Origin of the sequence: Paenibacillus sp. cl141a (assembly GCF_900109305.1) — a bacterium.
GTDB classification, from domain to species: domain Bacteria; phylum Bacillota; class Bacilli; order Paenibacillales; family Paenibacillaceae; genus Paenibacillus_AQ; species Paenibacillus_AQ lautus_A.
Window position 1 is genome coordinate 68,322 of the sequence record NZ_FNZO01000002.1, and the last position, 24,458, is coordinate 92,779.

Consider the following 24,458-nt stretch of genomic DNA (forward strand, 5'->3'; position numbering starts at 1 on the left):
GAGCCATGAAACCAAAGCAATTTGCAATCATCGGTTTGGGGCGATTTGGCGCCAGTCTGGCGCTGGAGTTGATGGAACAGGGATATGAAGTGCTCGGCATCGACCGGAACGAAGAGGTCGTCGAGGACATGAGCGAGCTGCTGACCCATACGGTGGTGGCGGACGCGACGGATGAGGAAGTGCTTAAATCACTTGGCATCCGCAACTTCGACTGCGGGATCGTTGCGATCGGGAACGACATTCAGATGAGCATCCTCTCCGCCATCCTGTTGAAAGAGCTGGGTGTCGCGATGGTCGTTGCGAAGGCGATTTCGGTGCTGCACGGCCGGGCGCTGGAGAAGCTTGGCGTGGACCGGGTCATCTTTCCCGAGCGGGATATGGGGATCCGGGTAGCGCACCAGCTCGTGACGCCAAACCTGCTTGATTATATCGAATTATCCAAGGACTATCTGATTGTGGAGATGACAGTCACGGACTGCATGGACGGAAAAACGCTGAGCGAGCTTAATACGAGGGTCCGGTACGGCGTCAGCGTGGTGGCGCTGAATAAACAGTCCGGCATTATCGTAGCTCCGACGGCCATGGACGTCGTGAACTCCGGCGACATTATGGTCGTCATCGGCTCCAATGACAACGTGGACCGCTTTGAGTCCGAAGTCGTGAATATGCTCGAAAAATAAATATAGTAGAAAAAACTGACGATCGCGAAAAATCGTCAGTTTTTTTTCGATTTATTTTCCTCCAGCTTGCGGAACAGGATCTCCGTTTCTTCGATCCAGCGGCTGGCCGCCTTGCTCAGCTCCGAGGCTTGACCGTAGATCAGCGAAGTCGTTCGCCGGGTTTCGATGAGTGCCGGAATATGAATGTCGACCAGCCCGTTATCGGACAACAGCTGCGGCCTTAGATAAGATTTGGGCAGCAGCGCGGCCGCCTTGCAGGTCGGGATCAGCCTGACGATCGCTTCGAAAGAGTCGATCTCCATCCGGATATCGGGCATGATGCCCCAGCGGTGAAACAGATCGTCCGTCAGCTTGCGGTACCAGGTTCCGGTCGAAAATATGATCATCGGCAAGCCTTGAAGCTGTTCGATGCCCACATCCTCGATTTCCGCCAGCGGATGTGAAGACGGGATGACAAGCTCCAGGTGGTCATCGAACAGCGGGATGCAATTCAAGCCCGGCTGATTGATGGATGAAGCAACAATGCCGACATCGACCCGTTTATCCCTTACATAAGACACGATTTCATGGGTCTTGCCGGTGATGAGCTTGATTTCGGCTGACGGATGACGCTCCATGAAGGCATTGACCAGTGGGGGCAGGGTGGTCTGCAGCGTGGTCAGACTGGCGCCCAGGTTAATCGAGATTTGGTCCCCTTCCCGGTAATGGGCCAAGGTCTGCAGAAATTTGATCTGCTGCTGGCGCTGCTCCAGGGCGAAGGTATACACAATCTGCCCGATGGAGGTAAGCTCGAGCCTTTTGCCGCGGCGGTTGAACAGCTGCAGTCCGAGCTGGTCCTCCAGCTTGGCTATTTTTCGGGACAGGGCCGGCTGTGACAGGTTGAGCAGCTTGGAGGCTTGATTGATGCTGGATTGCTCCACGACGACGGCGAACACGTCCAGTTCTTCGAACATGGAAATCCTCCTATTAAAATAGACATGCGTGTAAAACGTTGCTTATGCGTATAGATTATAACGATTAATAATTATATTGCAATTCCATTATAAGAAAAAAAGGAGTAACATGAAACATGACACAAGTTGTTCACACGATTGCTGAAATAGGCAACTTTTTGTCGTTGCAAGGCTTTTTGAACAACCTCTTTTAGGGCAGGGGAAGTGTAATTGTTCTGAAAATAGGAAAGATTGAAAATGAAAACGCTGTACATTGGAAAGGGGAACGTCAACTGATGAAAGGGTATTATTCCAGAAAGCTGCATTCTTTGCTCGGTGTCATACCGCTTGGGGCATTTTTGCTCAGCCATATGATTTCCAACTTTAAGGCTTTCGAGGGTGGAAAGGAAGGCTTCGCGAGCGCGGTGCATTTTTTGAACAGCATGCCGCTGATTTTTTTCCTCGAGCTGTTCCTGATCTGGCTGCCATTGCTATATCACGGCGTCTACGGGTTATACATCGCTTACCAGGCGAAGAACAACGTGGGCAACTACAACTATGAACGGAACATCCGCTTCACCATCCAACGGATCACCGGCGTTATTACGTTCGTTTTTGTCATCTGGCATATGTACGATACGCGCTTCCAAATCATGATCGGCAAGATCACGCATGACGATTTGGGCGCCACGATGCACGGCATCATGAACAATCCGGTTCTGTTTATTCTGTACGTCATCGGCGTTGTTTCCGCTACCTTCCACTTCGCTAACGGCTTGTGGGCGTTCCTCGTCAGCTGGGGCATCACCGTCGGTCCGCGCGCGCAGAAGGTATCCACTTACATCTGCATGGGCTTGTTCGTATTGATGAGCGTGCTGTTTGTTCTGGCCATGACAGCATTCCGCGGTTCCGAATTCCAGGCGGCGACGGCAGCGATCGATGTAGTTAAGACAGTCTTAAGTTAAAGGGGAGTGAACGAAAAATGGCATCTAATATTATCGTAGTGGGCGGCGGCCTCGCTGGGCTGATGGCAACCATCAAAGCGGCGGAAGCAGGCGCTCACGTTCATCTATTCTCGCTTGTACCCGTTAAACGCTCTCACTCCGTGTGCGCGCAAGGCGGCATTAATGGAGCCGTAAATACGAAAGGTGAAGGTGACTCTCCTTGGGAGCATTTTGACGATACCGTTTACGGCGGCGACTTCCTTGCGAATCAGCCTCCGGTCAAAGCGATGTGCGAAGCGGCGCCGGGCATCATCCACTTGATGGACCGCATGGGCGTTATGTTTAACCGCACGCCGGAAGGCCTGCTTGATTTCCGCCGCTTCGGCGGAACGAAGCGCCACCGTACCGCGTTTGCCGGCGCGACCACCGGCCAGCAGCTGCTGTACGCGCTTGACGAGCAGGTTCGCCGCTGGGAAACCGCAGGGCTTGTGACCAAATACGAGAACTGGGAGTTCCTGAATGCGGTCATCGACGACGAAGGCGTATGCCGCGGTATTGCCGCTCAGGATCTGCGCTCGATGGAGATCAAGTCGTTCAAGGCTGAAGCCGTCATTCTCGCCAGCGGCGGTCCCGGCATTATTTTCGGAAAAACAACCAACTCGGTTATTAATACGGGGACAGCGGCCAGTGCCGTGTATCAGCAAGGCGTTCATTATGCGAACGGCGAATTTATCCAGATTCACCCGACGGCCATTCCGGGCGACGACAAGCTCCGCTTGATGTCCGAGTCGGCACGCGGCGAAGGCGGACGGATTTGGACTTATAAAGACGGCAAGCCTTGGTATTTCCTCGAAGAGAAATACCCTGCTTACGGAAACCTGGTGCCGCGCGATATCGCTACGCGCGAAATCTTCTCCGTCTGCGTTGATATGGGACTCGGCATCAACGGCGAGAACATGGTCTACCTGGACCTCTCCCATAAGGATCCGAAAGAGCTGGACGTCAAGCTCGGCGGCATCATCGAAATCTATGAAAAATTCATGGGCGACGATCCGCGCAAAATCCCGATGAAAATCTTCCCGGCAGTCCATTACTCCATGGGCGGCATGTGGGTCGATTACAACCAAATGACCAACATTCCAGGGCTGTTCGCAGCCGGAGAATGCGAGTATCAATATCACGGCGCGAACCGTTTGGGAGCCAACTCCCTGGTATCCGCCATTTACGGCGGCATGGTGGCCGGACCGAAAGCGATCGAATATGTCAAAGGCCTGAAGAAATCCGCAGAGGATGTATCCTCCACGGTCTTTGACCGCGCAGCGAAAGAGCAAACCACCAAGTACGAAGGCCTGCTCAAGATGGAAGGAACCGAGAATGCTTACGTGATCCATAAAGAGCTCGGTGAATGGATGACCAACAACATGACGGTGGTTCGTTACAATGACAAGCTTGAAGCAACCATCGGCAAAATCAAGGAATTGAAGCAGCGTTACCGCAATATCAATATGACGGATACCTCCCGCTGGAACAACCAGGGCGTAGCATTCACGCGTCAGCTGTGGAACATGCTGGAGCTGTCCGAGGCCATGACGCTGGGTGCGCTTCTCCGGAACGAAAGCCGGGGCGCTCACTACAAGCCGGAATTCCCGGATCGTAACGATGAAGACTTCCTCAAGACAACCAAAGCAACCTGGACGCCGGATGGACCACAGATTTCATATGAAGAAGTGGATGTTTCCTTAATCCCGCCGCGGATTCGCGACTATTCGAAAGACAAGTAAGAAGGAAGGGGGATTTACGATGTCTCAAACGGCAGCTGCCTCAAAGAGCGTTAAATTTATCATTACACGTCAGGACAATCCGGAGACGAAATCCTATACCGAGGAATTCGAAATTCCGTACCGTCCCGGCATGAACGTTATTAGTGCGCTGATGGAAATTCAGCGCAATCCCAAAAATGCGCAGGGCCAAACCACCGCACCCGTATGCTGGGACTCCAACTGCCTGGAAGAAGTGTGCGGAGCTTGCTCCATGGTCATCAACGGGAAGCCGCGCCAAGCATGCGCAGCATTGATCGATAAGCTGGAGCAGCCGATTCGGATTCAGCCGATGAAGACGTTCCCGGTCGTGCGAGACTTGGTGATCGACCGCAGCCGCATGTTCACGGCCCTCAAGCGCGTGAAAGCGTGGATTCCGATCGACGGCACCTATGACCTGGGTCCCGGCCCCAAAATGGCGGAGAAGAAGCGTCAGTGGGCTTACGAGCTGTCCAAGTGCATGACCTGCGGCGTATGCCTGGAGGCTTGCCCGAACGTCAACGAAAAAACAGACTTTATCGGACCGGCCGCGATCTCCCAGGTTCGCTTGTTCAATGCTCACCCGACAGGCGAGATGAACAAGGAGGAGCGTTTGGAAGCGCTGATGCAGGACGGAGGCATCGAGGGCTGCGGCAACTCGCAGAACTGCGTGCGTTCTTGTCCGAAGGGCATTCCGCTGACAACGTCCATTGCGGAAATGAACAAGGATACGACCAAACACCTGTTTAAGCGCTGGCTTGGCGTTTAATCGGTTAACTTCAACACCAAGGCGTCTGACCGGGGCATGGGCTTCGGTACAGGCGCTTTTTGTTGTGTGCTATAATTTATGTGTTTATTAATTAGGATAGGAAATCTTCGAATTGAATCTGGAGTGAGTTACTTGATCATAGAAAGACCGATTACGATAAAGGATATTAGCAATGATTTGGCCGCTCTGGGCGTTCGGAAGGGCATGACCTTGCTCGTCCATTCTTCGCTCAAGAGTGTGGGCGGGTGGATCGTCGGCGGTCCGGAGGCCGTCATACTGGCACTTGAAGACGTGCTGGGGGAAGAAGGGACGCTGGTGATGCCGACCCAATCCGCGAACTTAACCGATCCAAAGACATGGGGAAATCCGCCGGCCGATCCGAAATGGTGGAATCTGATTCGCGAGGGCATGCCGCCCTATGGTCCGGATTTGACGGTCACTTCGGGCATGGGGATCATTCCGGAAGTGTTCCGTAAACAAGAAGGGGTTATCCGAAGCGCTCATCCGCATGTTTCGTTTGCGGCACGCGGCAGGGAGGCCAGGGCCCTAATGCAATCCCATCCGCTGGACCATAGCTTAGGCGAAGCATCTCCGCTGGCACGCTTGTATGAGGCGGGTGCGTACGTGCTTATGCTGGGCAGTGGTTATGGCAACAATACGTCGTTCCACCTCAGCGAATACCGCGCGAATTGGAAGGGCAAGGAGACGGTCACCGCTCACGCGCCAGTCCGCAGGGTACAGGGAGTGACAGCGTGGGAGGCGTTTCAGGATATCAACTATCATTCGGACGACTTCGAGGCATTAGGGGCTTCTTTCGAAGCGCAGTGCCCCGATGCGTATATCCATGGACGCGTAGGAAAAGCCGACTGCATATTGGCTGAACAGCGGGCCATGGTGGATTATGCCGTGTCGTGGATGGAGAAGAACCGATAGATCTTCGCAAAGCATCGCACAAGCTTTCGGAGTGGTCGCATGCAAGTGTTGGAGCCGACGCAACATAAGATATCCGGACATCAACCAGGGCTAAAGTCAGCTCTTGCCAGCTGCCAATCCAATGACCTCCAGGTGCAGAGGTGCCGTTTCGAGGGTAATAGAAACTAACGGCTCGGCCTGCAGGTTGCGGTTGCGGGCCTCAAGGAGGGACTTGAGATGTCTTGGTGGATGTGGCTGCTCAATTTGGCGGGCTTGCTGTCGTTGATCTATCTGTTTTACAGCATGGACAAGAAGTGGTCCAGCAGGCCCTTGCTGCTGGCGCCGCTGCTCATTTATGTCCTGATATCGGTCGAGGATCTGCTCGGCTGGATCGATCTCATGCATGTCGTACCCGGCGAAGGTGGCATGCGGGCCTTGATCCTGCTGTTTTCATTATGTTCCGTTATTTTTTATGTGCTGTATATCTTCGATAAAATTGCGGACTCTGTCCATCAGCATGTCGATATGAAAACGACCCTCGTTCGGATCAGCATGGCGGCGGGGATGTGCATTCTATTTTTCACGGTGGTGTATATGTCGATCTATAAGCTGTTCGGAGGCGTTTCCTTCGAAGGCGAGAACCTCGGTCAGGATTTGCTGAGCCAGTTCATTACTTTCCTGTATTTCAGCATGGCGACGTTTGTCACGGTCGGGTATGGCGATGTAGCCCCTGTCGATAATACGTCCCGGCTTGTCGTGGTGCTGGAGATTGCCTTTAGTTTCGTTACCGTTGCTTATGCGCTGTCCATGCTGGGGACGCTGCGCCGGATCTTTAAGCCCGGCGACGACGGACTGGAGACGGAGGGCGGTGAAGTGAAGACAAAGGGCAATATGCCGCATCGCAGAAAACATTCATCCAAGTGAAACAGGCGCACCGACAACGGTGCGCCTTTATTAGTTATAGCTAACGGGGCAGGAAAGCGAAAGCTGGATGAAAGCTAAGGCTTCATCAGCTTTTTTAAAATGCCCAGCCCGTTCTTGGAAGGATAACGGAATTTAAAATCAAACCGGTTGGTTTGCTTAAGCACGCTTTTTCTATGGGAGAATGTGTGGAAGCTGTATTCCCCGTGATACGAGCCGATCCCGCTCTCGCCGACGCCTCCGAACGGAAGGAAGGGGGTTGCCAGGTGCATCAGCGTGTCGTTGACGCATCCCCCGCCAAAAGAAACCGAGGAGAGCACGTAATCCTGTACGTCTTCATTCTCGGTAAACAAATAAAGCGCGAGCGGCTTGGGACGGGCTTGAATCGCTTGGACCGCCTCGTGCAGATCCTCATAGGTCAGGATCGGACACAGCGGGCCGAAGATTTCTTCCTCCATGATCGGCATATCCCAGATGATATCGTCCAGCACGGTGGGCTCGATGAGCAATTTATCCCGCGACGTGCCCCCGCCGTGGCGGAGGGTTCCGTTGTCCAGAAAGTTGGAAAGCCGGTCAAAATGCTTCTCCGAAACGATGCGCCCATAATCGGGATTGGTTAGCGGGGTCTCGCCGTAGAAGGAAGTGATGGCGTCTTTCAGATGCGCGATGAACTTCTCTTTCACCTTGCTGTGCACGAGCACATAATCGGGAGCGACGCACGTTTGGCCTGCATTCGTAAACTTGCCGAATGCGATACGCGAAGCCGCCAGGGCAAGGGGCGCATCCTCGTGGACGATGCAAGGGCTCTTGCCCCCGAGCTCCAGCGTTACCGGTGTCAGCTGCTTGGCGGCGGCTTCCATGACGATTTTGCCGACGTGGGTGCTGCCGGTAAAAAAGACATAATCCAAAGGCTGCTCCAGCAGGCTCGTGCTAACCTCGGGGCCTCCCTCTACAGAAACCACGTATTCCGGCTCAAACGTCTCTTTCATGATGGCCGTAATGAGTGCGGATACGTTAGGTGTCAGTTCCGATGGCTTCACAATGGCCGTGTTTCCGGCGGCCAAGGCTCCGATCAGCGGAGAGATGGCCAGCTGCCAAGGATAATTCCAGGGAGCGATAATCAGAACCGTCCCATAGGGCTCAGGATAAACCATTCCCTTGCTGCCCACATGCGTCAGCGCGGTTTTGACGCGCTGCGGCTTGGCCCAGCGCTTCAAATTCTTTATGATAAAGGAGAGCTCCTTGTAGACGATTCCGATCTCGGTCGTGAAGGCTTCCTGTTCACTCTTGTTCAGGTCCCTGCGCAGCGCCTCCATGATATCGTTCTCTCTGGCAATCAGGATTAGGCGCAGCTTGGTCAGCTGCTGGAGACGGAAATCCACTTCCTTGGTGATGTCTTTATGAAAAAAATGCCGCTGTGCCGAAACTATGGCTGCGATCGAATCGTTAACAGTCATATATAAACCCCTTTCTCTTGTTATTTCATGTATATGAATAAACATAAGAGCGTTAATACTTGAATTCTTTCATTATTATATAGGAGGATGTCCCCCTATGAGAAATCTATCTTCGGAGATGCCCCAGGGTACAGCCGGCGGGGAGGCGAAGCGAGATCTTAAACAGAAGAGGATGTCACGCCGCCGATTTCTGAAGATCGGCGTTTCCGTCTTGGCCGGAGCTGGCCTTACGGGCGGAGCTTATGCGTCGTTATGGGAGCCACGTCAATTGGATATTACGAGACACACGCTAACGTTTCCTTCGCTGCCCAAGGCTTTTGATGGCATGAAGATCGTCCAGTTTAGCGATTTGCACTTGGGCTTTCATGCAGGGGCGGACAACGCGGCCCGCGTGGTGCAAGCCATTCATCATGAAAAACCGGATATGATTTGTTTTACGGGAGATATGGTGGATGGCAATGCGGAAGATATGAGGGCTGCCATTCAACCGCTCGCTCAGCTGAAAGCCCCGCTAGGCTTATTCTCGATATTAGGCAACCATGATTACGGGGACGTAGAGAAGCTGATTGCTCTGGAGGAGGAGGCCGGGTTTCAGGTGCTGCGCAACGACGCCGTGAAGCTGAGGCGGGAGGGTGCCGTCTTCGCCGTTGCGGGTTTGGACGATGGCATCTGGGGAACGCCGGATCCGGAAGCTGCCATTCGGGATCTGCCCGAAGGCATGTTCAAGCTGCTGCTGATGCACGAGCCAGATTATGCAGATACTGCGGCAGCCTATCCCTTTCATCTTCAGCTATCCGGACACAGCCACGGAGGACAGATCCGCCTGCCTTGGGTGGGCGAGGTGGTCACGCCGCCTGGAGCCAAACGTTACGTGCAGGGCCTGTACACCGTGGGTTCCCAAGGCATGCAGCTCTATGTAAACAGGGGAATCGGCACGACGCATCTGCCTTTTCGTTTCTTATGCAAGCCGGAGCTTACTGTGCTTACGCTGCGGTCCATGGTTTAAGCGAAAGCGGAATATGTAATCTGAAAATTTCAAGATGAAAGGATCACTTGGAATTTGTTACACAATTGAAATATACCTGTTATCAAACTCTAACAGCCGCGGGTTAAACTTATCACATGACCCCCTTTTGAGAATATATATTATGTTTCGGACCCGGTAACGGGTCCACTTTTTTTGCCTATTTTTTTGCCAATATACCGGTATAAATGAAAAACAGAAGGGGCACCCCGTTAAAGAGGTACGGGCACCTTCTGTTTTTGTTCGAAATAGACCCATTCCGTGTATCCGATTTCCTTAAGCACCTTGGCCACTTCGTCAAATTCATCTCCGACCCGGGATGGTTTGTGGGCATCGGAGCCGAAGGTGACCTCGACGCCGTGATGGTGCGCTACTTCCAATATGGCGTTCGACGGATACCAGCCGCCGCACAGCTTGGTTTTGCCGGACGTGTTGATTTCGATGGCAAGGCCCGATTCCGCAATGACTTTCAGCGTTTCCTCAATCGCTTCATCGGCTTTGATCTCGGAGAACAGCGGATAATTGCCCTTCATCGCATCCATATGGGCAATGATCTGGAACATTCCGCTTCGGGCGGATTGGCGGATCAGATTGAAGTATTCCTCTTTATCCGCAACCTGCTGCTGAGGCGTCAGCTTCTTCCAGCGGTTCTTGTTGAAGATGCTGACATCCCTGACGTGATGGATGGAGCCGATGATGTAGTCAAAAGGATAGGCCGATAACGCCTGCTGGTAAACCTGGGCATGGTTCGGGAAATAATCGGATTCGATGCCCAGCAGGACCTTGATTTTCCCCTCATATTCCCGTTTTAAGTCCAGAACCTCTTGCACGTAGGCCGCAAAGTCCGCTTTCGCCATGGAGATGGCCGGGAAGGGCTGTTCTTCCGGGCTTCCGAAGTATGGCGTATGGTCGGAGATCCCGATGACCTTTAAATCTGCTGCGATCGCAGCCTCGATGTAATCCCGGATATTGCCGTCGGCGTGGCCGCAGCGAAAGTGATGGGTATGCAGATCGAATTTCATATTGACCTCCTTCATGTCGCTTGATTGGTTATGGTTCTATGGGACGGTCGGCATTATTCACTGCTGATGAATTGGGTCTCGGGCATGCCCTTCAGATCGCTAAGGAATTGGCGCATGGCCGAGCTGACATAACGCCCGCTCTTATAGATTACGCCGACAGGGTGGCTGACTTCAAGCTCGCTTAGGGGAACGATCTGCAGGGTGCCGTTGCGCAGCTCCGTCGCGACGGACTGCTTCGATATGATCGCTGCGCCCAGATTGATCTCGACCATTCGCTTAATTTCTTCGCTGCTGGACAGCTCCATGACCACCTGAGGATCAACGCCGTGCTTCTTCATGACTTCATCGGCGAAGCGGCGGCCGACGGTGTCGCGCGTTAGCAGAATAAGGGGGGTTCCGGCCAGCACATCCATGTTGGCCGTGGAAAGCTTGGCCAGCGGATGCTGGGGGGATACGACCAGCTCAAAGGTATCGTAATACAGAACGGATGTGCTTAAGTTGGGATTGCGCTCGATCAGATAGCCGATCCCGATGTCGATGAGCCCGTTCTCCACGCTGTGGTAGATTTGGGAAGAGGCCATGGATTGAATGGTTGTTTTTATGTGAGGGAATTGATCCTGGAAGTAGGAAAGTACCCGTGGCAGGATCTGAATCGCTATGGAAGTGGTTGTGCCCAGCTGGATATGACCCTGGGGGGTTTGATCAAGGTCGGACAGCCGCTGCTTCAGCTCATCCACAATGCCGAGGATCTGCTCGGCATGATCCACGAAGACCTGGCCCCGGTCCGTTAACGTCACGGGTTGGCTCCGGTCTACCAGCACCGTCTTAAATTCTTCTTCCAGGCTCTTGATCTGGGCGGATACCGCCGGTTGTGTCAGATTAAGAAGCTCTCCCGCTTTGCGAAAGCTCATCGTTTTGGAGATGGTAATAAGCGTTTCCAATTGGCTGATGTTCATAGCCTTCCTCCTTCTTGATATATTCTTCCGCTCATCTATCGCGTGCAACCTGTATGTTATAAATTATAGGTTATTCTCCCCGGTGGAGCAACGAAGGGAGCAAACCGGATCGTTTTCGGCCGAAAAAGATGAAAAACATTTTTATTTTCATTTTAATTATTATTAAAAGATGGGGAAACCATCCGATAATAGTAAAGTAGACATAGAAAAAAGGTGAGACCTAAGGCCCGTTTAAGCGAAAGGAATATCTTCGTACTAAAGCGTCTCAAGCGATAGCTGACATCGTAAGACAGTGGTCGGAATGAGGGCTGTCGCTATTTTGTGATGATTTATTACAAGGTATCCATTATAATGTTTAAATATAGAGGTGGGACTTTGGGACCCTGACCAACAACCCAGTGAAAGGGGCGTAATGAGGAATGAAAGCGGAAGTCATCAATCCTTTTTTAGAGTCCGCACGACACGTTATCGAACAAGTCATACAGGTTTCACCCTCCACGGGGAATCTTGGGGTCAAAGAGATCGGATACATGGAGAATCATATCTGGATCCAAATCGGCATGACAGGCCAAATGAACGGTGACATCGTATTTGGAATTCAGGAGCAGGTAGCGCTGCAGATGGTATCGGTGATGATGGGCGGCTATGTCATTACCGAAATGGATGAGATGGGGCAAAGCGCGATTTCAGAGCTCGGCAACATGATCAGCGGCAATGCCAGCACCATTTTATCGAACCAGGGCGTCAGCGTGGATATCACACCTCCCAAGGTAATGAAGTCGGATAGCACCTCCAGTCTTATTCAGAAGAAGGCGCTTTGTATTCCGCTTCGAATGGAAGGAATCGGAGAGCTGGATATTCAAGTCATGATTTCATAAAATAGGAGTAATAACCCAAGTCCGTGCGTGAAGCTGCTCTATGGATAATTTAGAATGGAGGGCTGCGCCGGTGAGGAAAGGGATAATGAAATCATGCTGAATCATAAAGTTGTAGTTGTTACGGGAGCATCCAGCGGAATCGGTGCCTTGATCGCGGAGAAGCTCTCCGCTCAGGGAGCTTACGTTGTTCTGTGCGCCCGTTCGGCCGATCGTCTGCAGGAGGTGGGTGCGCGTTTATCCGGTCCCCACGAGCTGGCAACCATGGATGTTCAGAACTCTGAGCAGGTGTCGTCTGTCATGGAGGCCGTATTTCAAAGGCACGGCAGAATCGATGTGCTGATTAACAACGCCGGATACGGCAAGTTTGAAAGTATTATGGACATGCCTCAGGAAGAGTTTCAGGATATGATGGACGTCAACTATATGGGCATTGTACGCTGTACGCAAGCCGTGCTGCCGGGCATGCTGAAGCAAGGCGACGGTCAAATCGTCAACATTGCATCCATGGCGGGGAAGATCGGAACGGCCAAATCCACGGCTTATTCGGCTACCAAGCATGCCGTGCTAGGGTTCAGCAATTCACTCCGGCAGGAGCTGCGGAACACGGGCATAACCGTATCGACCGTAAACCCCGGGCCGATCGATACTCCGTTCTTTTCCTTGGCCGATCCGACCGGCGGGTATGTCAAGAATGTAAGCTGGTTCATGATGAAGGCGGATTATGTTGCGGATCAGGTAGTAAAACTGGTTCATAGACGCAAGGAAGAACTGAATCTTCCGAGGCTGGCCTCCTTTGGCATAAGGCTGTATCAGCTGTTTCCGCGGTTTGCAGACCGTGTGTCTTACAAATGGATGAATAAGAAATGAGGGCCGTGTGCGCTACAAAGCTTCCGTTTCGGCTATAAGGTCCTGAAGCAGCGCAGTGGCTTGTTTTGTTTTTTCTGTATCCGATGAGAGCAGCGTGATCACTTGGTCCAGGCGTTCCTTGTAATTCGCCGGTTTGAGGGAGAAGGTCTCGATCATGGACACCGCACGCTTCTCATTGATACAGTACATTTCATTTTTGGCAAAGAGCACTTGGTTCAAGCACGAAATGGAGCGGAAGCAGTGACCTGTAACATAAGTGATGTCATCGCTGGAAGCCGTTTTATTCGCCAACATCAAAGAGAAGGATGCCTCGAAAGTGAAATTGCCGATCATCGCATCCTGCAGAGGCTTCGGATAGGGAGCCGTTTTGGCTTTCAGAGTCTGTATGCGGTTATCCGAGTCCCATAATATGCGGCAGATCGCAATTTCCCCCATGTACATGACATTCAGATAGGCATGCGGATGACCGGTTTGGTAATGCGCGGACACCTTTCCTGCCGAACAGTCGTTGATGATGCCGGACACGCGGTGCACATCCCGGAATAAGAAATCCACATGATACCCCTCGATCACTAACCATCCGCCCCCGTTAACCCAGGCTCCCCATTCGCCCAATGAAGTGATAATCCCATCCCGATGCTCGTCATCTAATTCCTTCGCGATTTTGGCGATGTCCTCCACCTTGAAACCTTGGGCTTCATCATAATAAATGCCGATGTCGATATCGGAATCCGGTCTGGCGGTTCCTTTGGCCCTGGAGCCCCCGAGAACGACTCCTGTAACGCCGGGTACCCCGCGAAGCTCTTCCGTTATCCGCTTAATTAAGCGATCCACTTGTGAAGTCATGCATATTCTCTCCTTCATTTCTCCCAACTGGGATTGAGTTGTCCTTAAGTATATCTTAGCCTCATGGATTCAATTTTCTCTTGGGTCCATAAAACCGCTTCGGCTGGCGAGGTGATGACCGCCTCCTCTCCGAGACGCCACACATAGTCCGCATAAAAGTTGACGTTGGTTGCCGGTATTTCAAGCCGAACAACGCCGCTGCCGTCCGTGTTCCGATGGATATGGGAACCGAGCCGTGTATCCGTCTCAAGCAGCCAGACCCCTTTGGAAGTTAATTCTACCTCAAAAAACTTCATTTCAACATCCCCGATCCCGGGCATGTCCTGCAGCGTTTGGCTCGCGATATCTTCACGGATCGATAAGGATTCATTGGGGCTGGCCGCCGTCATCCGGTCCACCCTGAATTGCCTGATGTCCTCTTGCGTAAAACAGTAGGCGGGACAATACCAGTACCCCGAGCTTGCATATAGCCCGATCGGCTGAATATGCCGCTGGCTGCTTCCGGCGGAAGAACGATAGGAAATCGTGACCGCTTGCCGGACCATGACGGCTTGCATAAGCGTTTGTAAAATATCGGCCGACATCGGCCGGAACGGGCTGTGAATCATGACGCGATCCTTAAGACGTTCGATCTGCTCCTTAATATCTGCCGGCAAGTAGTGATAGAACTTATGGAGCGCCGTGGCGGCTCCGTCACCGAAGGGCAGCGTACTGAAGTAGCTCAGGGATTGGCAGGCAAAAAAGATGGCAATCGCTTCGCTTTCCGTGAAACTGATCGGCGGCAGCATCCGTTCCTGCAGCAATCTGTAGCCGCCGCCCCGTCCTTGCACAGAGTAAATGGGGACGCCGAGCCCGCTCAGCTCATCCAGATCTCTTGATATCGTTCGGACGGAGAGTCCGAATTCGTCGGCCAGCTCTCTTACGGTAAACGATTTTTTTGCATTGATCATCATCATTAATTGAATCAGGCGCTGCGATTTCTGCATAATGAACCCCCAGTCTCTTGATTATTTATTTTATCTTATTCTCTAAATAAGACAACATTTGTCTTATTTAACGGATATGATGTTTTCAAGCAGCAAGGGTTCCATTGAATCCTTGGATGAAAGGTACATTATGGAAGGGGAATATGCATGACTAAACAACAAAAAATGATGCAGGAAGAACTGGGGTTTGTTTTTTTATATGGGGCCGGAATGAACGGAGGCGTGTGGGATATCGTTGCGGAAGGACTGGGCTACCCGTGTTTGAAGGTTGATTACCCGTCGCGGGAAGAGGCTGCAGGGATGCCCGGGCATCATTTGACGCTAGAGGATTATGTAACTCATATAACGGAGCAGGTGAGGAGATGGGATACGGACAAGTTCGTCCTTGTGGCGCATTCCCTGGGCGGGGTGTTGGCCATGGAGCTGGCTGCCAGGTTAGCCGAACGGGTAGCCGGATTCGTTGCCATCGGTGCCGCCATACCTAAGCGCGGCGGTTCGTTTGTTTCGGCGCTTCCGTTTCCCCAGAGGATCATCATGCCGGTTTTATTAAAAATGGCCGGAACGAAGCCGCCTGAATCGGTGATCCGCAAGGGGTTGTGCAGCGATTTGCCGGAGGAGCAGGCCTCCCGCATCGCTGCAGAGTTCATCCCGGAATCCCGTAGGGTCTATACGGATCGCGTTCAAGCATCCGCACCCCAAGTGCCTAAGCTTTACGTGAAGCTCACCCAAGACAAGGAGTTCGGAGAATCCTTGCAAGAGCGCATGGCAGCCAATCTGTCGGCGGACAGGGTGGAGAGCCTGAGCACCGGTCATCTGCCGATGCTGAGCGATCCCCTTGGTGTTCGGCGGATTCTGGAAGGCTTCGTTGGCCAAGTGAAAACAAGCCGTGAATCAGCTATCTCATCATAATCTGATCCCGTCTCGGGCCGACGGAGATCGTCTTGACGGGTACGCCAATGGACGATTCAATAAACTGTACGTATTGCTGCGCGGCTTCCGGGAGCTCGTCGAAGGAACGGATGTGCGACAGGTCGCATTTCCAGCCCTTCAGCGTTCGCAGGACAGGCTTTGCGGACTGCAGATCGGACGTTACCGGAAAACGGTCAATGATGCTTCCATCCTCTAATTCATAGCCGACGCATACCGGAATGTCATCCAGATACCCCAGTACGTCAAGGTTGGTGAGAACGGCTTCGGTAGCTCCCTGAATCATGCAGCCGTAACGGGTGGCTACCGTATCAAACCATCCCATTCGTCTTGGCCGGCCGGTCGTAACTCCGTATTCGCCTGCATCGCCGCCAAGGCGGCGGAGTACATCCGCTTCATCCCCATGCAGTTCGGTCACGAAGGGGCCTGCGCCGACGCAGCTTGAGTATGCTTTAACAACGGCAATGACTTGGCTGATAGCGTACGGCGGAAGTCCTGCGCCGACCGGTGCATAGCCTGCGAGCGTGGAGGAGGAGGTGGAAAACGGGTAGATTCCGTGATCCGGGTCGCGAAGTGCTCCTAACTGCCCCTCCACGAGGATCGGGTCGCCTTTCATATAAGCTTGCTGCAGCAGCGTGGTCGTATCCTGGATATACGGGGACAGGAACTGGAAAGGCTCTAACAGCTGCTTAACCATCTCGTCAACGCTTAGTGGATCTCTTCCGTAAAGATGCTGCAGCTGCACATTCTTGATGTCAAGCATCTGCTCGAGCCGTTCACGAAGTCGTTCGGGGTGTAACAGATCAGCGACCTGAATGCCCAGCTTTGCATATTTATCCGCGTAGAAGGGCGCGATTCCGCGTTTCGTGGAACCGAATCCCCGGGCGCCGAGCCGTTCTTCCTCGAGTTCATCCAGCAGCCGATGAATGGGAAGCACGACCTGGGCGCGCTCGGATATAAACAGCTTGGGCGCGGGAACGTTTCTGGCCTCCAGTTCCTGCAGCTCCCTGATCAGTACCTCCATATCCAAAGCCGTTCCCGGACCGATGATATTCGTTACGTTTGGATAGAATACACCCGATGGCAGCATATGCAGCGAAAATTTCCCGTAATCGTTGATAATGGTGTGCCCCGCGTTACTCCCTCCCTGAAATCGAACGACATACGACGATCGCGCCGCAAGAACATCCGTCATTTTACCTTTGCCTTCATCTCCCCAATTGGCGCCTACAATGGCTGTGACTGTCAAAACGTGTTCCCTCCTACGATCATTTTCTTGTACATGGCTCATTATATGAGCCGCTTGATTATAAATAAAATTGATATTAGTAATAGTGGACATTAGTTTGGCTTATGTTATACGATTCTTTAGAGAAGAATACGGGGAACGGAGGAATTCGAAGTTGAACTCTCGAATGTCCATCCAAGATTCCTGCTATCATTTGATAAAATCGAGGTCATCATGATGGAAATCAATATGGAGTGGTATCGCGTCTTTTATTGGACTGCGCGGCTCGGCAGTTTATCGAGGGCAGCGGATCATCTGCATATCACCCAGCCAGCCGTCAGCCATACCGTTAAGCATTTGGAGGAAACGATCGGAGGTCCGCTGTTCTTTCGGACCACCAAGGGAGTGAAGCTCACGTCGGAGGGCGATGTGCTGTTTCGCTATATCGAGCAAGCCTTCGGTTTGATCGAAATCGGCGAGAAGGCGATCGCCGACATGCATAATTTGCACAGCGGCGAAATCAATATCGGGGCAAGCGATACGCTGTGCAAGTATTACCTGCTGCCGCATTTGGAGTATTTCCACGCCGCCTATCCGGATATTCGCATCCGCATCACCAACCGCACCACCCCGGAAACGCTATCGCTTCTTAAGGAAGGGAAGATTGATTTCGGCATCGTTCATTTACCGGCTTCCGATAAACAAATCGACTTTCGCGCAAGCTCGCCGATCCATGATTGTTTAGTGGCCGGCAGGTCGTATGCGGAGCGGGCCGGATTACCGCACCCATTGTCCCTTCACGATATCGGCAACTACCCGCTGCTTATGCTGGAGACTGGCGGAAGCACGAGGAGGTACGTGGATCAATTCGCCGAACGCCAAGGCGTGAAGCTAAAACCGGAATTCGAGCTTGGCAGCATCGAGCTGCTGGTACAGTTTGCCCGAAGCGGCTTCGGGCTGGCTTTTGTCATTCGCGACTATGCCAACGACGAATTGCAAACAGGCCAGCTGATCGAGGTGCCGCTCGATCCGCCGATCCCCGAGCGCAGCATTGGAATTGCAACGCTTCGAGGCATTCCGCTATCTGCGGCGGCCAAGTCGTTTCTCGCTCTACTGCCCTAGGCATGCCCATCAAGCATAGATGAAATAGCCTGCATGAAACGCAGAGCATGGCCGTTTCTCATGTTTGATTTGGTGGCAACTCCTGTTTTGGCATATAATGAGAAAGAGTGAACAAGACTCGTTCGAAAAAACGCCTGCTATACCTTCAATAAAGCAAACAAACTGCACGAAACGGAAGTTTCTCCAGCGATATCAGGCAGACGCGCTTTGGAATCATAGACTTCTGATATCTAAAAAAAGGATGGACTAACATATGACTGGAACTACATTTCATACATTGGGAATAGCGGAGGATTTGTCCTCCCGATTGGCGGAGTTCGGCATTGTCACGCCTTCTCCCGTTCAGGCTGAGGCGATTCCTCCCATACTCGAAGGCAAGGACGTGCTGGCGACTTCCCAGACGGGCACGGGAAAGACGCTTGCTTATTTGCTGCCCGTTCTTCAGGGCATCGATCCGGAGATCAAGGGAGCCCAAAAACTGATTCTCGCTCCAACGCAGGAGCTCGCCGTCCAGATTGTGAGAGAGAGCGAGCGCTACGGGGAAGCCCGCGGAATCGGCGTGCTCGGCCTGATCGGCGGTGCCGCGGCCAAGCGTCAGATTGAGAAGCTGCGGCTGCATCCGCAGCTGATCGTGGGAACGCCGGGACGCGTGCGGGAACTGATCGAAATCCGGAAGCTGAAAATGCACCAAGTGACCACGATCGTGGTGGACGAGGTGGACCAGGTGTTTAATCTGGGCGGCGCCGGCGATGTGGATCGCATTCTGCGCAGTGCCTTGCGCGACCGTCAATTGGTATTCTTATCCGCAACGGTGAGTCCGGAGACGGCCGAACTCGTGAAGAAGGAGATGGATCAGCCCGTTGAAATCGGGATCGATCCGGAGCGTCGGACGCCGTCCGCGCTGGAGCATTATTATTTTGTCTCGGAAGAGCGCGACAAGCTGGACATGCTGCGCCGCGTGGTTCGGCATTACAATCCCGACCGTGCGATCGTGTTCGTCAATGCCACCGAGGATTTGGCAGAGGTGGAGGCGAAGCTGAATTACCTTGGATTAAACGCAGCTGCTCTTTACGGGGACGCCGACAAGATGACCCGAAGCCGGGTTTTGAACGCGTTTAGAGAAGGGCGCACCAAGCTTCTGGTGGCTAGCGATGTCGCCGCCCGGGGGCTCGATATCGAAGGGCTCGGCATGGTGATTAATTACGATCCGCCGATTGATGCCGAGCATTACACGCACCGCGCAGGCCGTACGGGACGCATGGGGCGGAGCGGCATGGCGATTACGCTTGTCACGGACCGTCAAACGTTCATCATGCGCAAGTTCAATCGCGAGCTGGGCATATCGATCGAAGAACGCGCCCTGTATGGCGGCAAGGTAAGAACCCCGCGTTCCGCTGTAACCGAACGGGGTCAAGGTCCCCGCGGGTCAGCTGCGGGGGCTGCCCGAAAAGACAAGCCTGCCCGAAAGCCCGCTTCCATCAGCGTCAATGGCAAGGCCGGAAACGGCAAGGCATCGGGCGAGCGTCAAAGTGAACGGGAGCGTGACCGCAAGAACAAGGGCGCTCCGAAATGGTTGAAGAATAAGCCTCCACGGGGCTAATGCTGCGGCCTCCGCGAGCGTAGGGGCTTGCAGCAATGATGTTGTTTTTTGGGTCCGAATTATGCGGATTCGGTAAGGTCATCATCCGTGTGGATTGGACTCTTTTCAGAATAAGAGGTGATCGATAATGAGCGAACAGCCGGTATTGTCTGTTCAAGGATTGAGCGGCGGATATAGCATAAACCGACCGGTTCTGCATGACGTAACCTTTCAGGTGGAACCGGGGGAAATGGTAGGTTTGATCGGCCTGAACGGCGCGGGCAAGAGTACGACGATGAAGCATATCCTCGGTCTGATGAATCCGCAAAAGGGGACCATCCAGGTCCAGGGGAAGAGCCGCTCGGAGCATTCGGAAGCGTATCACAGCGCCTTGGCTTTCGTCCCCGAATCCCCGCTGCTGTATGAGGAAATGACGGTGCGCGAGCATTTGGAATTTACGGCTCGTTCCTACGGCGTGTCCCGCGAGGATTATGAGACGCGCTCGGCGCAGCTGTCGAAGATGTTCCGAATGGAAGAGAAGATGGACAGCCTGTCCACGCATTTGTCCAAGGGCATGCGCCAAAAAGTGATGATCATGTGCGCGTTCGTCGCGAGACCGTCGCTGTACATCATCGACGAGCCCTTCCTTGGGCTTGATCCGCTCGGGATCCGTTCGCTGCTTGACTTTATGCTGGAATTGAAAGCATCCGGTGCTTCCGTATTGCTAAGCTCCCATATTCTCTCGACGATCGAGAATTATTGCGACCGGTTCATCGTGCTGCACCGCGGCAGCATCATTGCTCAGGGGACGCTGAAGGAAATCCAGGATCAAGCGGGAAGACCGGGCATGTCCCTGGAAGAGCTGTTCAATGTGCTGATTCAGGACGGTAAGGGCGAATGAATCTGCGTGAGCTGTATGTCAAACGACGCGGGCAGTTCTGGGGTGAAATCCTTCCCTATCTGGGTTATGTCATACAGAGCGGCGTCGCCGTCGTATTCCTGTTCCTGCTGATTGCATTTGCGGCATGGTATACCGCACTTCTGCAGCAAGTTCCGCCAGATCTGCCGATACGCTGGATCATGCTGATTTTCCTTGTCCCCCTGATGATCAACAGCAGCATCCGCACGTATCTGCGCACGGCGGATACGGTATTCCTCATTCCGCAGGAATCCCGAATGAAGGAATATTTCCGCAAAGCATGGTTTAGCGGAGTCTTTTATAAAATCATCGGCTTGGGATTGGTGCTGCTCATTCTATGGCCTTTATACATACGCAGCGATGCTTCGCCAAAGACGCTGCTGGCTACGTTTGCCGTCCTGACCGTGTTCAAGCTGCTGTCCAGCTATGGCAGCTGGAAGGAGCAGCTTATGGTGTCACGGAACGCGGCAGCAGCCTATCGGGTATTCCGCTGGATCGTTCCGGCACTGAGCCTGGCTGCCTGGCTATGGCATCCAACGGGCCGTGCCCTCCTGTTCATGGCGCTGCTCGGCCTCACGTATGTTGCCGCGTTATCCGTTCCCGTCAAACACATGGTCGCCTGGGAGCGATTAATTGCCGTCGAGCAGCGGCAGGCAAGCCGGGTTATGATGGTGCTGAGCTGGTTCGTGAATGTGCCTCAGCGGGAGCAGCGCGTCCATGCGCGGAAATGGCTGTCCGGATGGGGGAAAGGATTGGCCTGGAAGAAGGAGAGTGCTTATCGCTTTCTTCTTATCAAGAGCCTGACACGCAGCGATATTCTGGGCATTCTGATCCGTGTCGGACTCCTTGGAGCCTTTATCGTATGGGCCACCCGGGACAGCCTGGTATCGGCGCTTGTATATCTGATCAGCCTGATGATTGTCGGGCTCCAATTGTCTGCGCTGCGCAAGCTGCATCCGGAATCGTTCTGGCTGCACGTCTATCCGCTTCCGGAAGGAACTCGCCGCGACAATGAAGGCAAGCTGATCTTCCAGGTACAGCTGTTCTGGGCCGTCCTGCTGTGGCTTCCGCTCGTTCCGGGCATCCTTAGCGCGCCAGGGCGGATACTCGGTACGATGGCTGCGGGCATCGCGGTTGTGTTCCTGTTCCGAAGCGCCGCTGCCCGAAAGAGCCGGCGCGAAGACGATGACGACGAATAGAATAAAACGGGAAGAGGCCGGGACGTTAGCGTCCCGGCCTTCTATCGGTGGTTATCGTATGGGTTAGGGTTGGCTGTAGAAATCGCAGTGTGTCGTGAGGCTACCTGCGATTTCTAGTATAGGCTGTCAACTGGTTGTCATTACACCCAGAAAGAACGAGTGATGATAACGAGCAGGATAAAGAGAACCAGGATTGCTCCAACTCCGTATCCACCGCCGTATCCGCCATATCCACCGTGTCTTACTTCTTCAACTGCACCCATGTTCATTCCCCTTTCAGTTCGTTGATTTATAGTACACGGTATTGTATGTAGCTATTGGTCTATGTGTATGGGCGAGCGTTTAGATATGGCAGAAGAAAAAAAAAAGACCGGGGAGAAATCCCCGGTCTTTATTTTACCTAAACGGTGATATATTCGGATGCAATGGATCATCAGGCCTTCTGCAGATCCTGAATCCCTTTGTAGACCAGGTCGAACAGATCCTCCAAATACTCTTCGTCAATACAAGAGAAGGCGATCCGGAGATCATGCTCGCCGAGGGCGATAGTTCCTACGCCATACTCATGAATGAGATGGGAGCGGAGCTCCTCGGCGTTTACCGTATTCAGTTTAAGGCACATGAAGTAGCCGGAGTTGAACGGATAGTACTCCCAAACATCGCCGTATTTGCCGCTGTCCAGGATGGACTTCACTTTGTTGGCTCGGCCCTTCATGATGACGAATTTCTCTTCCTTCTGCTCTTGGAATTCCGGCGATTTCAGCGCCTCCAGAACAAAGGTCTGCGAAGGGTGGGAGGCACTGGATATCGTTGCGCGGATAATGCCTAGCGTTTTCTGCTCCAGAGCGTCCAGCACGTCTTTATCTTCAGCCGCATACGTAATGAAGCCGACCCGGAATCCCCATACGAATTCTTCCTTCGTAGCACCGTCGACTTTCACGGGAAGCACGCGAGGATGAAGGCCTGCCAGGCGTCCGAAGAGCGATTCCTTCAGCGAATCTTCAAAGAACAAGCCGAAATACGCATCATCCGTTACGACAACAACGTTTATGCCGGCCTCGGCAGCTTCCTGGATCGCGGACACGATGGCCGCCCCTTCCTCCGCGCCAGGCGTGTAGCCCGTCGGGTTGTTCGGGAAGTTCAGCAGAACGACGGCTTTGCCTTTATCCTTCTGGCTCAGCAGAGCCTGACGAAGTCCGTCGGCGTTAAATTTCATATCGTCCGTGAAGAGAGGATAGGTTACATGAATGCCATGGCGGCGAATGCCGAAGGTCAGTTCGTAATTTTCCCAGTTTTTGTCGGGATAAATGACGGCATCCCCTTCATCCACAAACAAATCGGCTACAATGCTAAGTCCATGCGTCAGCGCATTCGTGACGATCGGATTGCTGAAGTTCTTGCCTTCAAGCGAAGGATTCTCCTGAATCATCTTGTTCCGCCATACGGAGCGAAGCTCCGGCTTGCCGGCCGGAGGGGCATACGGGTACAGATCCTTCGGCTGGTAAGCCGAGAGTTTGTCTTGGATGACGCCCAGATGCATCGGGATTCCGCCCTCGGTTGCAATGCCGATTGTAGCGTTATATTTTTTCGCATGGTTCGTCGCTTCCGCGGATTGGCTCAGGATGCCTTCCTTCGGGAAATAGATTTCCCTGCCGAGTGTGGAGAGCATGTCGTACACATGCGGATTGCCAGCTTGCATTTTTCCATTCAATTGACCAACCAATGGGTTCATGAACTGATTCCTTCCTTCCGAATACTTTTGGTTAAGGTAAGAGCAGGTGACAAGTTGCCTTTACGATTTCATTGCCTAACATTATACCACCTACCCTAGGAACCGTCACGGATAAATGTAACGCTTTAACGCGGTCCAGGATGATACTTGCAAATCAGTCCTGCCGTCTCCTCGTCCCGATTCTTGCCGCGGCATGCCAGGCCTTCGACGACGGCTTGGAGCCGATCGGGCTTCAGGTTCTGGCCGAACTTGAACTTGGCGCTCATTCGCTGCGGAGTCAGCCGGATGACGGCTACCCCTTTCAGCCTGGAGGTGTAAGCCCGGTCGTTCGCGTCGATAGCGCGGTATCCGCCTTCAGGCTGCAGCTTTTGCATCAGCTCCTCCATCGCAAGCGCTTTTTCCTCCAGATCGTCCACGATCACGGCCTCGCCGATAGCGGTAACGCTTTTGAAATAGGCCGTGGCCGGGCATGCCATCTCGGGGTCGGAGAAATAGGAAGGGATGAGGGCATACTCATCCGCTATGGTGAAGCATACGGCGGGCGTCCGGCGGAGATGGTCCATTTTCTCCCCCATCCGGCTGCCGTGAAAATAGAACGCTCCGTTGACATAGGCAAAATTCAAAGGCGTTACACGCGGGATTCCCTCTTCATCGGCTGTTCCAAGGAAACCAAAGCTCATCCCGCGAAGGAAGTCCTCGATCTCTTGGGGATCCTCCATCGCAAATTCGTCTCTTCTCATGGTTACATGCTCCCCCTATCAT

At 53.2% G+C, this 24,458-nt stretch carries 24 protein-coding genes; 14 read left to right on the forward strand and 10 right to left on the reverse strand.

Annotated features, from left to right (window positions below; translation table 11 throughout):
- The first annotated feature begins 5 nt into the window (after positions 1 to 5).
- A complete protein-coding gene (locus BMX45_RS05385) occupies positions 6 to 680 on the forward strand; it encodes a potassium channel family protein (RefSeq protein WP_009592874.1) in 675 nt (224 codons plus the stop codon).
- Positions 681 to 715: 35 nt separating this feature from the next.
- Here the strand turns inward: BMX45_RS05385 and BMX45_RS05390 are convergent, their stop codons facing one another.
- Positions 716 to 1,633 (reverse strand): LysR family transcriptional regulator, encoded by a 918-nt coding sequence (locus BMX45_RS05390; RefSeq protein ID WP_009592853.1) that lies wholly within the window; start codon positions 1,631 to 1,633, stop codon positions 716 to 718.
- Between the two features lie 275 nt (positions 1,634 to 1,908).
- Here BMX45_RS05390 and BMX45_RS05395 point away from each other — a divergent pair, with 275 nt between their 5' ends.
- The 5 genes from BMX45_RS05395 to BMX45_RS05415 all read left to right on the forward strand — a co-directional run bounded on the left by BMX45_RS05395 (position 1,909) and on the right by BMX45_RS05415 (position 6,957).
- Positions 1,909 to 2,577: a succinate dehydrogenase cytochrome b558 subunit gene (locus tag BMX45_RS05395; RefSeq protein WP_090908846.1), complete on the forward strand. Its 669-nt coding sequence runs from the start codon at positions 1,909 to 1,911 to the stop codon at positions 2,575 to 2,577.
- A gap of 17 nt (positions 2,578 to 2,594) precedes the next feature.
- Positions 2,595 to 4,337: a succinate dehydrogenase flavoprotein subunit gene (sdhA, locus tag BMX45_RS05400; RefSeq protein WP_015737404.1), complete on the forward strand. Its 1,743-nt coding sequence runs from the start codon at positions 2,595 to 2,597 to the stop codon at positions 4,335 to 4,337.
- Positions 4,338 to 4,356: 19 nt separating this feature from the next.
- Positions 4,357 to 5,121 carry a succinate dehydrogenase iron-sulfur subunit gene (gene sdhB, locus BMX45_RS05405; protein WP_076324823.1) on the forward strand — a complete coding sequence of 255 codons (765 nt, stop codon included), beginning with the start codon at positions 4,357 to 4,359 and terminating at the stop codon, positions 5,119 to 5,121.
- A gap of 132 nt (positions 5,122 to 5,253) precedes the next feature.
- Positions 5,254 to 6,054: an AAC(3) family N-acetyltransferase gene (locus BMX45_RS05410; RefSeq protein WP_090908847.1), complete on the forward strand. Its 801-nt coding sequence runs from the start codon at positions 5,254 to 5,256 to the stop codon at positions 6,052 to 6,054.
- A gap of 216 nt (positions 6,055 to 6,270) precedes the next feature.
- Positions 6,271 to 6,957 (forward strand): potassium channel family protein, encoded by a 687-nt coding sequence (locus BMX45_RS05415; RefSeq protein ID WP_015737401.1) that lies wholly within the window; start codon positions 6,271 to 6,273, stop codon positions 6,955 to 6,957.
- A gap of 74 nt (positions 6,958 to 7,031) precedes the next feature.
- Here the strand turns inward: BMX45_RS05415 and BMX45_RS05420 are convergent, their stop codons facing one another.
- On the reverse strand, positions 7,032 to 8,411 hold the full coding sequence (locus BMX45_RS05420; RefSeq protein WP_090908848.1) for an aldehyde dehydrogenase: 1,380 nt from the start codon (positions 8,409 to 8,411) through the stop codon (positions 7,032 to 7,034).
- A gap of 97 nt (positions 8,412 to 8,508) precedes the next feature.
- Between BMX45_RS05420 and BMX45_RS05425 the strand changes: the two genes are divergently transcribed.
- Positions 8,509 to 9,417 carry a metallophosphoesterase gene (locus BMX45_RS05425; RefSeq protein WP_090908849.1) on the forward strand — a complete coding sequence of 303 codons (909 nt, stop codon included), beginning with the start codon at positions 8,509 to 8,511 and terminating at the stop codon, positions 9,415 to 9,417.
- A gap of 230 nt (positions 9,418 to 9,647) precedes the next feature.
- Here BMX45_RS05425 and BMX45_RS05430 read toward each other — a convergent pair whose 3' ends face one another.
- Both BMX45_RS05430 and BMX45_RS05435 read right to left on the reverse strand, forming a co-directional pair.
- Positions 9,648 to 10,457: a histidinol-phosphatase gene (locus BMX45_RS05430; RefSeq protein WP_090908850.1), complete on the reverse strand. Its 810-nt coding sequence runs from the start codon at positions 10,455 to 10,457 to the stop codon at positions 9,648 to 9,650.
- Positions 10,458 to 10,510: 53 nt separating this feature from the next.
- Positions 10,511 to 11,413, reverse strand: a complete 903-nt coding sequence (locus BMX45_RS05435) for a LysR family transcriptional regulator (protein ID WP_009593067.1) — start codon at positions 11,411 to 11,413, stop codon at positions 10,511 to 10,513.
- Positions 11,414 to 11,832: 419 nt separating this feature from the next.
- Here BMX45_RS05435 and BMX45_RS05440 point away from each other — a divergent pair, with 419 nt between their 5' ends.
- Together BMX45_RS05440 and BMX45_RS05445 are read left to right on the forward strand one after the other, a co-directional pair.
- Positions 11,833 to 12,291 (forward strand): chemotaxis protein CheX, encoded by a 459-nt coding sequence (locus BMX45_RS05440; protein WP_009593072.1) that lies wholly within the window; start codon positions 11,833 to 11,835, stop codon positions 12,289 to 12,291.
- Between the two features lie 93 nt (positions 12,292 to 12,384).
- The gene (locus BMX45_RS05445) at positions 12,385 to 13,158 is read left to right on the forward strand and encodes an SDR family NAD(P)-dependent oxidoreductase (protein ID WP_302847868.1); all 774 of its coding nucleotides are present in this window, start codon (positions 12,385 to 12,387) and stop codon (positions 13,156 to 13,158) included.
- Positions 13,159 to 13,170: 12 nt separating this feature from the next.
- On the opposite strand, the gene BMX45_RS05450 is transcribed toward BMX45_RS05445, so the two are convergent.
- The gene (locus tag BMX45_RS05450) at positions 13,171 to 14,004 is read right to left on the reverse strand and encodes a nucleotidyltransferase domain-containing protein (RefSeq protein ID WP_090908852.1); all 834 of its coding nucleotides are present in this window, start codon (positions 14,002 to 14,004) and stop codon (positions 13,171 to 13,173) included.
- Positions 14,005 to 14,048: 44 nt separating this feature from the next.
- Positions 14,049 to 14,990 carry a helix-turn-helix transcriptional regulator gene (locus BMX45_RS05455; RefSeq protein ID WP_090908853.1) on the reverse strand — a complete coding sequence of 314 codons (942 nt, stop codon included), beginning with the start codon at positions 14,988 to 14,990 and terminating at the stop codon, positions 14,049 to 14,051.
- 147 nt (positions 14,991 to 15,137) lie between these two features.
- On the opposite strand from BMX45_RS05455, the gene BMX45_RS05460 reads away from it, so the two are divergent.
- The gene (locus BMX45_RS05460) at positions 15,138 to 15,899 is read left to right on the forward strand and encodes an alpha/beta fold hydrolase (RefSeq protein WP_090908854.1); all 762 of its coding nucleotides are present in this window, start codon (positions 15,138 to 15,140) and stop codon (positions 15,897 to 15,899) included.
- On the opposite strand, the gene BMX45_RS05465 is transcribed toward BMX45_RS05460, so the two are convergent.
- On the reverse strand, positions 15,886 to 17,166 hold the full coding sequence (locus BMX45_RS05465) for an adenylosuccinate synthase (RefSeq protein WP_090908855.1): 1,281 nt from the start codon (positions 17,164 to 17,166) through the stop codon (positions 15,886 to 15,888). The genes BMX45_RS05460 and BMX45_RS05465 overlap by 14 nt on opposite strands.
- 216 nt (positions 17,167 to 17,382) lie before the next feature.
- Here BMX45_RS05465 and BMX45_RS05470 point away from each other — a divergent pair, with 216 nt between their 5' ends.
- The 4 genes from BMX45_RS05470 (at position 17,383) to BMX45_RS05485 (ending at position 21,964) form a co-directional block, all read left to right on the forward strand.
- Positions 17,383 to 18,267 (forward strand): LysR family transcriptional regulator, encoded by an 885-nt coding sequence (locus tag BMX45_RS05470; RefSeq protein ID WP_090908856.1) that lies wholly within the window; start codon positions 17,383 to 17,385, stop codon positions 18,265 to 18,267.
- A gap of 253 nt (positions 18,268 to 18,520) precedes the next feature.
- On the forward strand, positions 18,521 to 19,867 hold the full coding sequence (locus BMX45_RS05475) for a DEAD/DEAH box helicase (protein ID WP_090908857.1): 1,347 nt from the start codon (positions 18,521 to 18,523) through the stop codon (positions 19,865 to 19,867).
- A 127-nt stretch (positions 19,868 to 19,994) separates the two neighbouring features.
- Positions 19,995 to 20,747 (forward strand): ABC transporter ATP-binding protein, encoded by a 753-nt coding sequence (locus BMX45_RS05480; protein ID WP_009592122.1) that lies wholly within the window; start codon positions 19,995 to 19,997, stop codon positions 20,745 to 20,747.
- Entirely contained in the window at positions 20,744 to 21,964 is a 1,221-nt protein-coding gene (locus BMX45_RS05485; RefSeq protein ID WP_090908858.1) for an ABC transporter permease, read from the forward strand. The genes BMX45_RS05480 and BMX45_RS05485 overlap by 4 nt, the downstream gene beginning before the upstream one ends.
- Positions 21,965 to 22,104: 140 nt before the next feature.
- Here the strand turns inward: BMX45_RS05485 and BMX45_RS05490 are convergent, their stop codons facing one another.
- The 3 genes from BMX45_RS05490 to BMX45_RS05500 form a co-directional block, all read right to left on the reverse strand.
- Positions 22,105 to 22,227 carry a hypothetical protein gene (locus tag BMX45_RS05490; RefSeq protein WP_009592125.1) on the reverse strand — a complete coding sequence of 41 codons (123 nt, stop codon included), beginning with the start codon at positions 22,225 to 22,227 and terminating at the stop codon, positions 22,105 to 22,107.
- 170 nt (positions 22,228 to 22,397) lie between these two features.
- Complete coding sequence (locus BMX45_RS05495; RefSeq protein ID WP_090908859.1) at positions 22,398 to 23,696, reverse strand: aminotransferase class I/II-fold pyridoxal phosphate-dependent enzyme; 1,299 nt, start codon at positions 23,694 to 23,696, stop codon at positions 22,398 to 22,400.
- A gap of 125 nt (positions 23,697 to 23,821) precedes the next feature.
- Positions 23,822 to 24,436, reverse strand: coding sequence for a pyridoxamine 5'-phosphate oxidase family protein (locus tag BMX45_RS05500; protein ID WP_090908860.1), 615 nt, complete (start codon positions 24,434 to 24,436; stop codon positions 23,822 to 23,824).
- Positions 24,437 to 24,458: the final 22 nt, after the last annotated feature.

Coding starts and splice junctions, on each gene's coding strand:
- BMX45_RS05385 (WP_009592874.1), top strand. CDS start 6: ATGAAACCAAAGCAATTTGCAATCATCGGTTTGGGGCGATTTGGCGCC.
- BMX45_RS05390 (WP_009592853.1), bottom strand. CDS start 1,633: ATGTTCGAAGAACTGGACGTGTTCGCCGTCGTCGTGGAGCAATCCAGC.
- BMX45_RS05395 (WP_090908846.1), top strand. CDS start 1,909: ATGAAAGGGTATTATTCCAGAAAGCTGCATTCTTTGCTCGGTGTCATA.
- sdhA (WP_015737404.1), top strand. CDS start 2,595: ATGGCATCTAATATTATCGTAGTGGGCGGCGGCCTCGCTGGGCTGATG.
- sdhB (WP_076324823.1), top strand. CDS start 4,357: ATGTCTCAAACGGCAGCTGCCTCAAAGAGCGTTAAATTTATCATTACA.
- BMX45_RS05415 (WP_015737401.1), top strand. CDS start 6,271: ATGTCTTGGTGGATGTGGCTGCTCAATTTGGCGGGCTTGCTGTCGTTG.
- BMX45_RS05420 (WP_090908848.1), bottom strand. CDS start 8,411: ATGACTGTTAACGATTCGATCGCAGCCATAGTTTCGGCACAGCGGCAT.
- BMX45_RS05425 (WP_090908849.1), top strand. CDS start 8,509: ATGAGAAATCTATCTTCGGAGATGCCCCAGGGTACAGCCGGCGGGGAG.
- BMX45_RS05430 (WP_090908850.1), bottom strand. CDS start 10,457: ATGAAATTCGATCTGCATACCCATCACTTTCGCTGCGGCCACGCCGAC.
- BMX45_RS05435 (WP_009593067.1), bottom strand. CDS start 11,413: ATGAACATCAGCCAATTGGAAACGCTTATTACCATCTCCAAAACGATG.
- BMX45_RS05440 (WP_009593072.1), top strand. CDS start 11,833: ATGAAAGCGGAAGTCATCAATCCTTTTTTAGAGTCCGCACGACACGTT.
- BMX45_RS05445 (WP_302847868.1), top strand. CDS start 12,385: ATGCTGAATCATAAAGTTGTAGTTGTTACGGGAGCATCCAGCGGAATC.
- BMX45_RS05450 (WP_090908852.1), bottom strand. CDS start 14,004: ATGACTTCACAAGTGGATCGCTTAATTAAGCGGATAACGGAAGAGCTT.
- BMX45_RS05455 (WP_090908853.1), bottom strand. CDS start 14,990: ATGCAGAAATCGCAGCGCCTGATTCAATTAATGATGATGATCAATGCA.
- BMX45_RS05460 (WP_090908854.1), top strand. CDS start 15,138: ATGACTAAACAACAAAAAATGATGCAGGAAGAACTGGGGTTTGTTTTT.
- BMX45_RS05470 (WP_090908856.1), top strand. CDS start 17,383: ATGGAAATCAATATGGAGTGGTATCGCGTCTTTTATTGGACTGCGCGG.
- BMX45_RS05475 (WP_090908857.1), top strand. CDS start 18,521: ATGACTGGAACTACATTTCATACATTGGGAATAGCGGAGGATTTGTCC.
- BMX45_RS05480 (WP_009592122.1), top strand. CDS start 19,995: ATGAGCGAACAGCCGGTATTGTCTGTTCAAGGATTGAGCGGCGGATAT.
- BMX45_RS05485 (WP_090908858.1), top strand. CDS start 20,744: ATGAATCTGCGTGAGCTGTATGTCAAACGACGCGGGCAGTTCTGGGGT.
- BMX45_RS05490 (WP_009592125.1), bottom strand. CDS start 22,227: ATGGGTGCAGTTGAAGAAGTAAGACACGGTGGATATGGCGGATACGGC.
- BMX45_RS05495 (WP_090908859.1), bottom strand. CDS start 23,696: ATGAACCCATTGGTTGGTCAATTGAATGGAAAAATGCAAGCTGGCAAT.
- BMX45_RS05500 (WP_090908860.1), bottom strand. CDS start 24,436: ATGAGAAGAGACGAATTTGCGATGGAGGATCCCCAAGAGATCGAGGAC.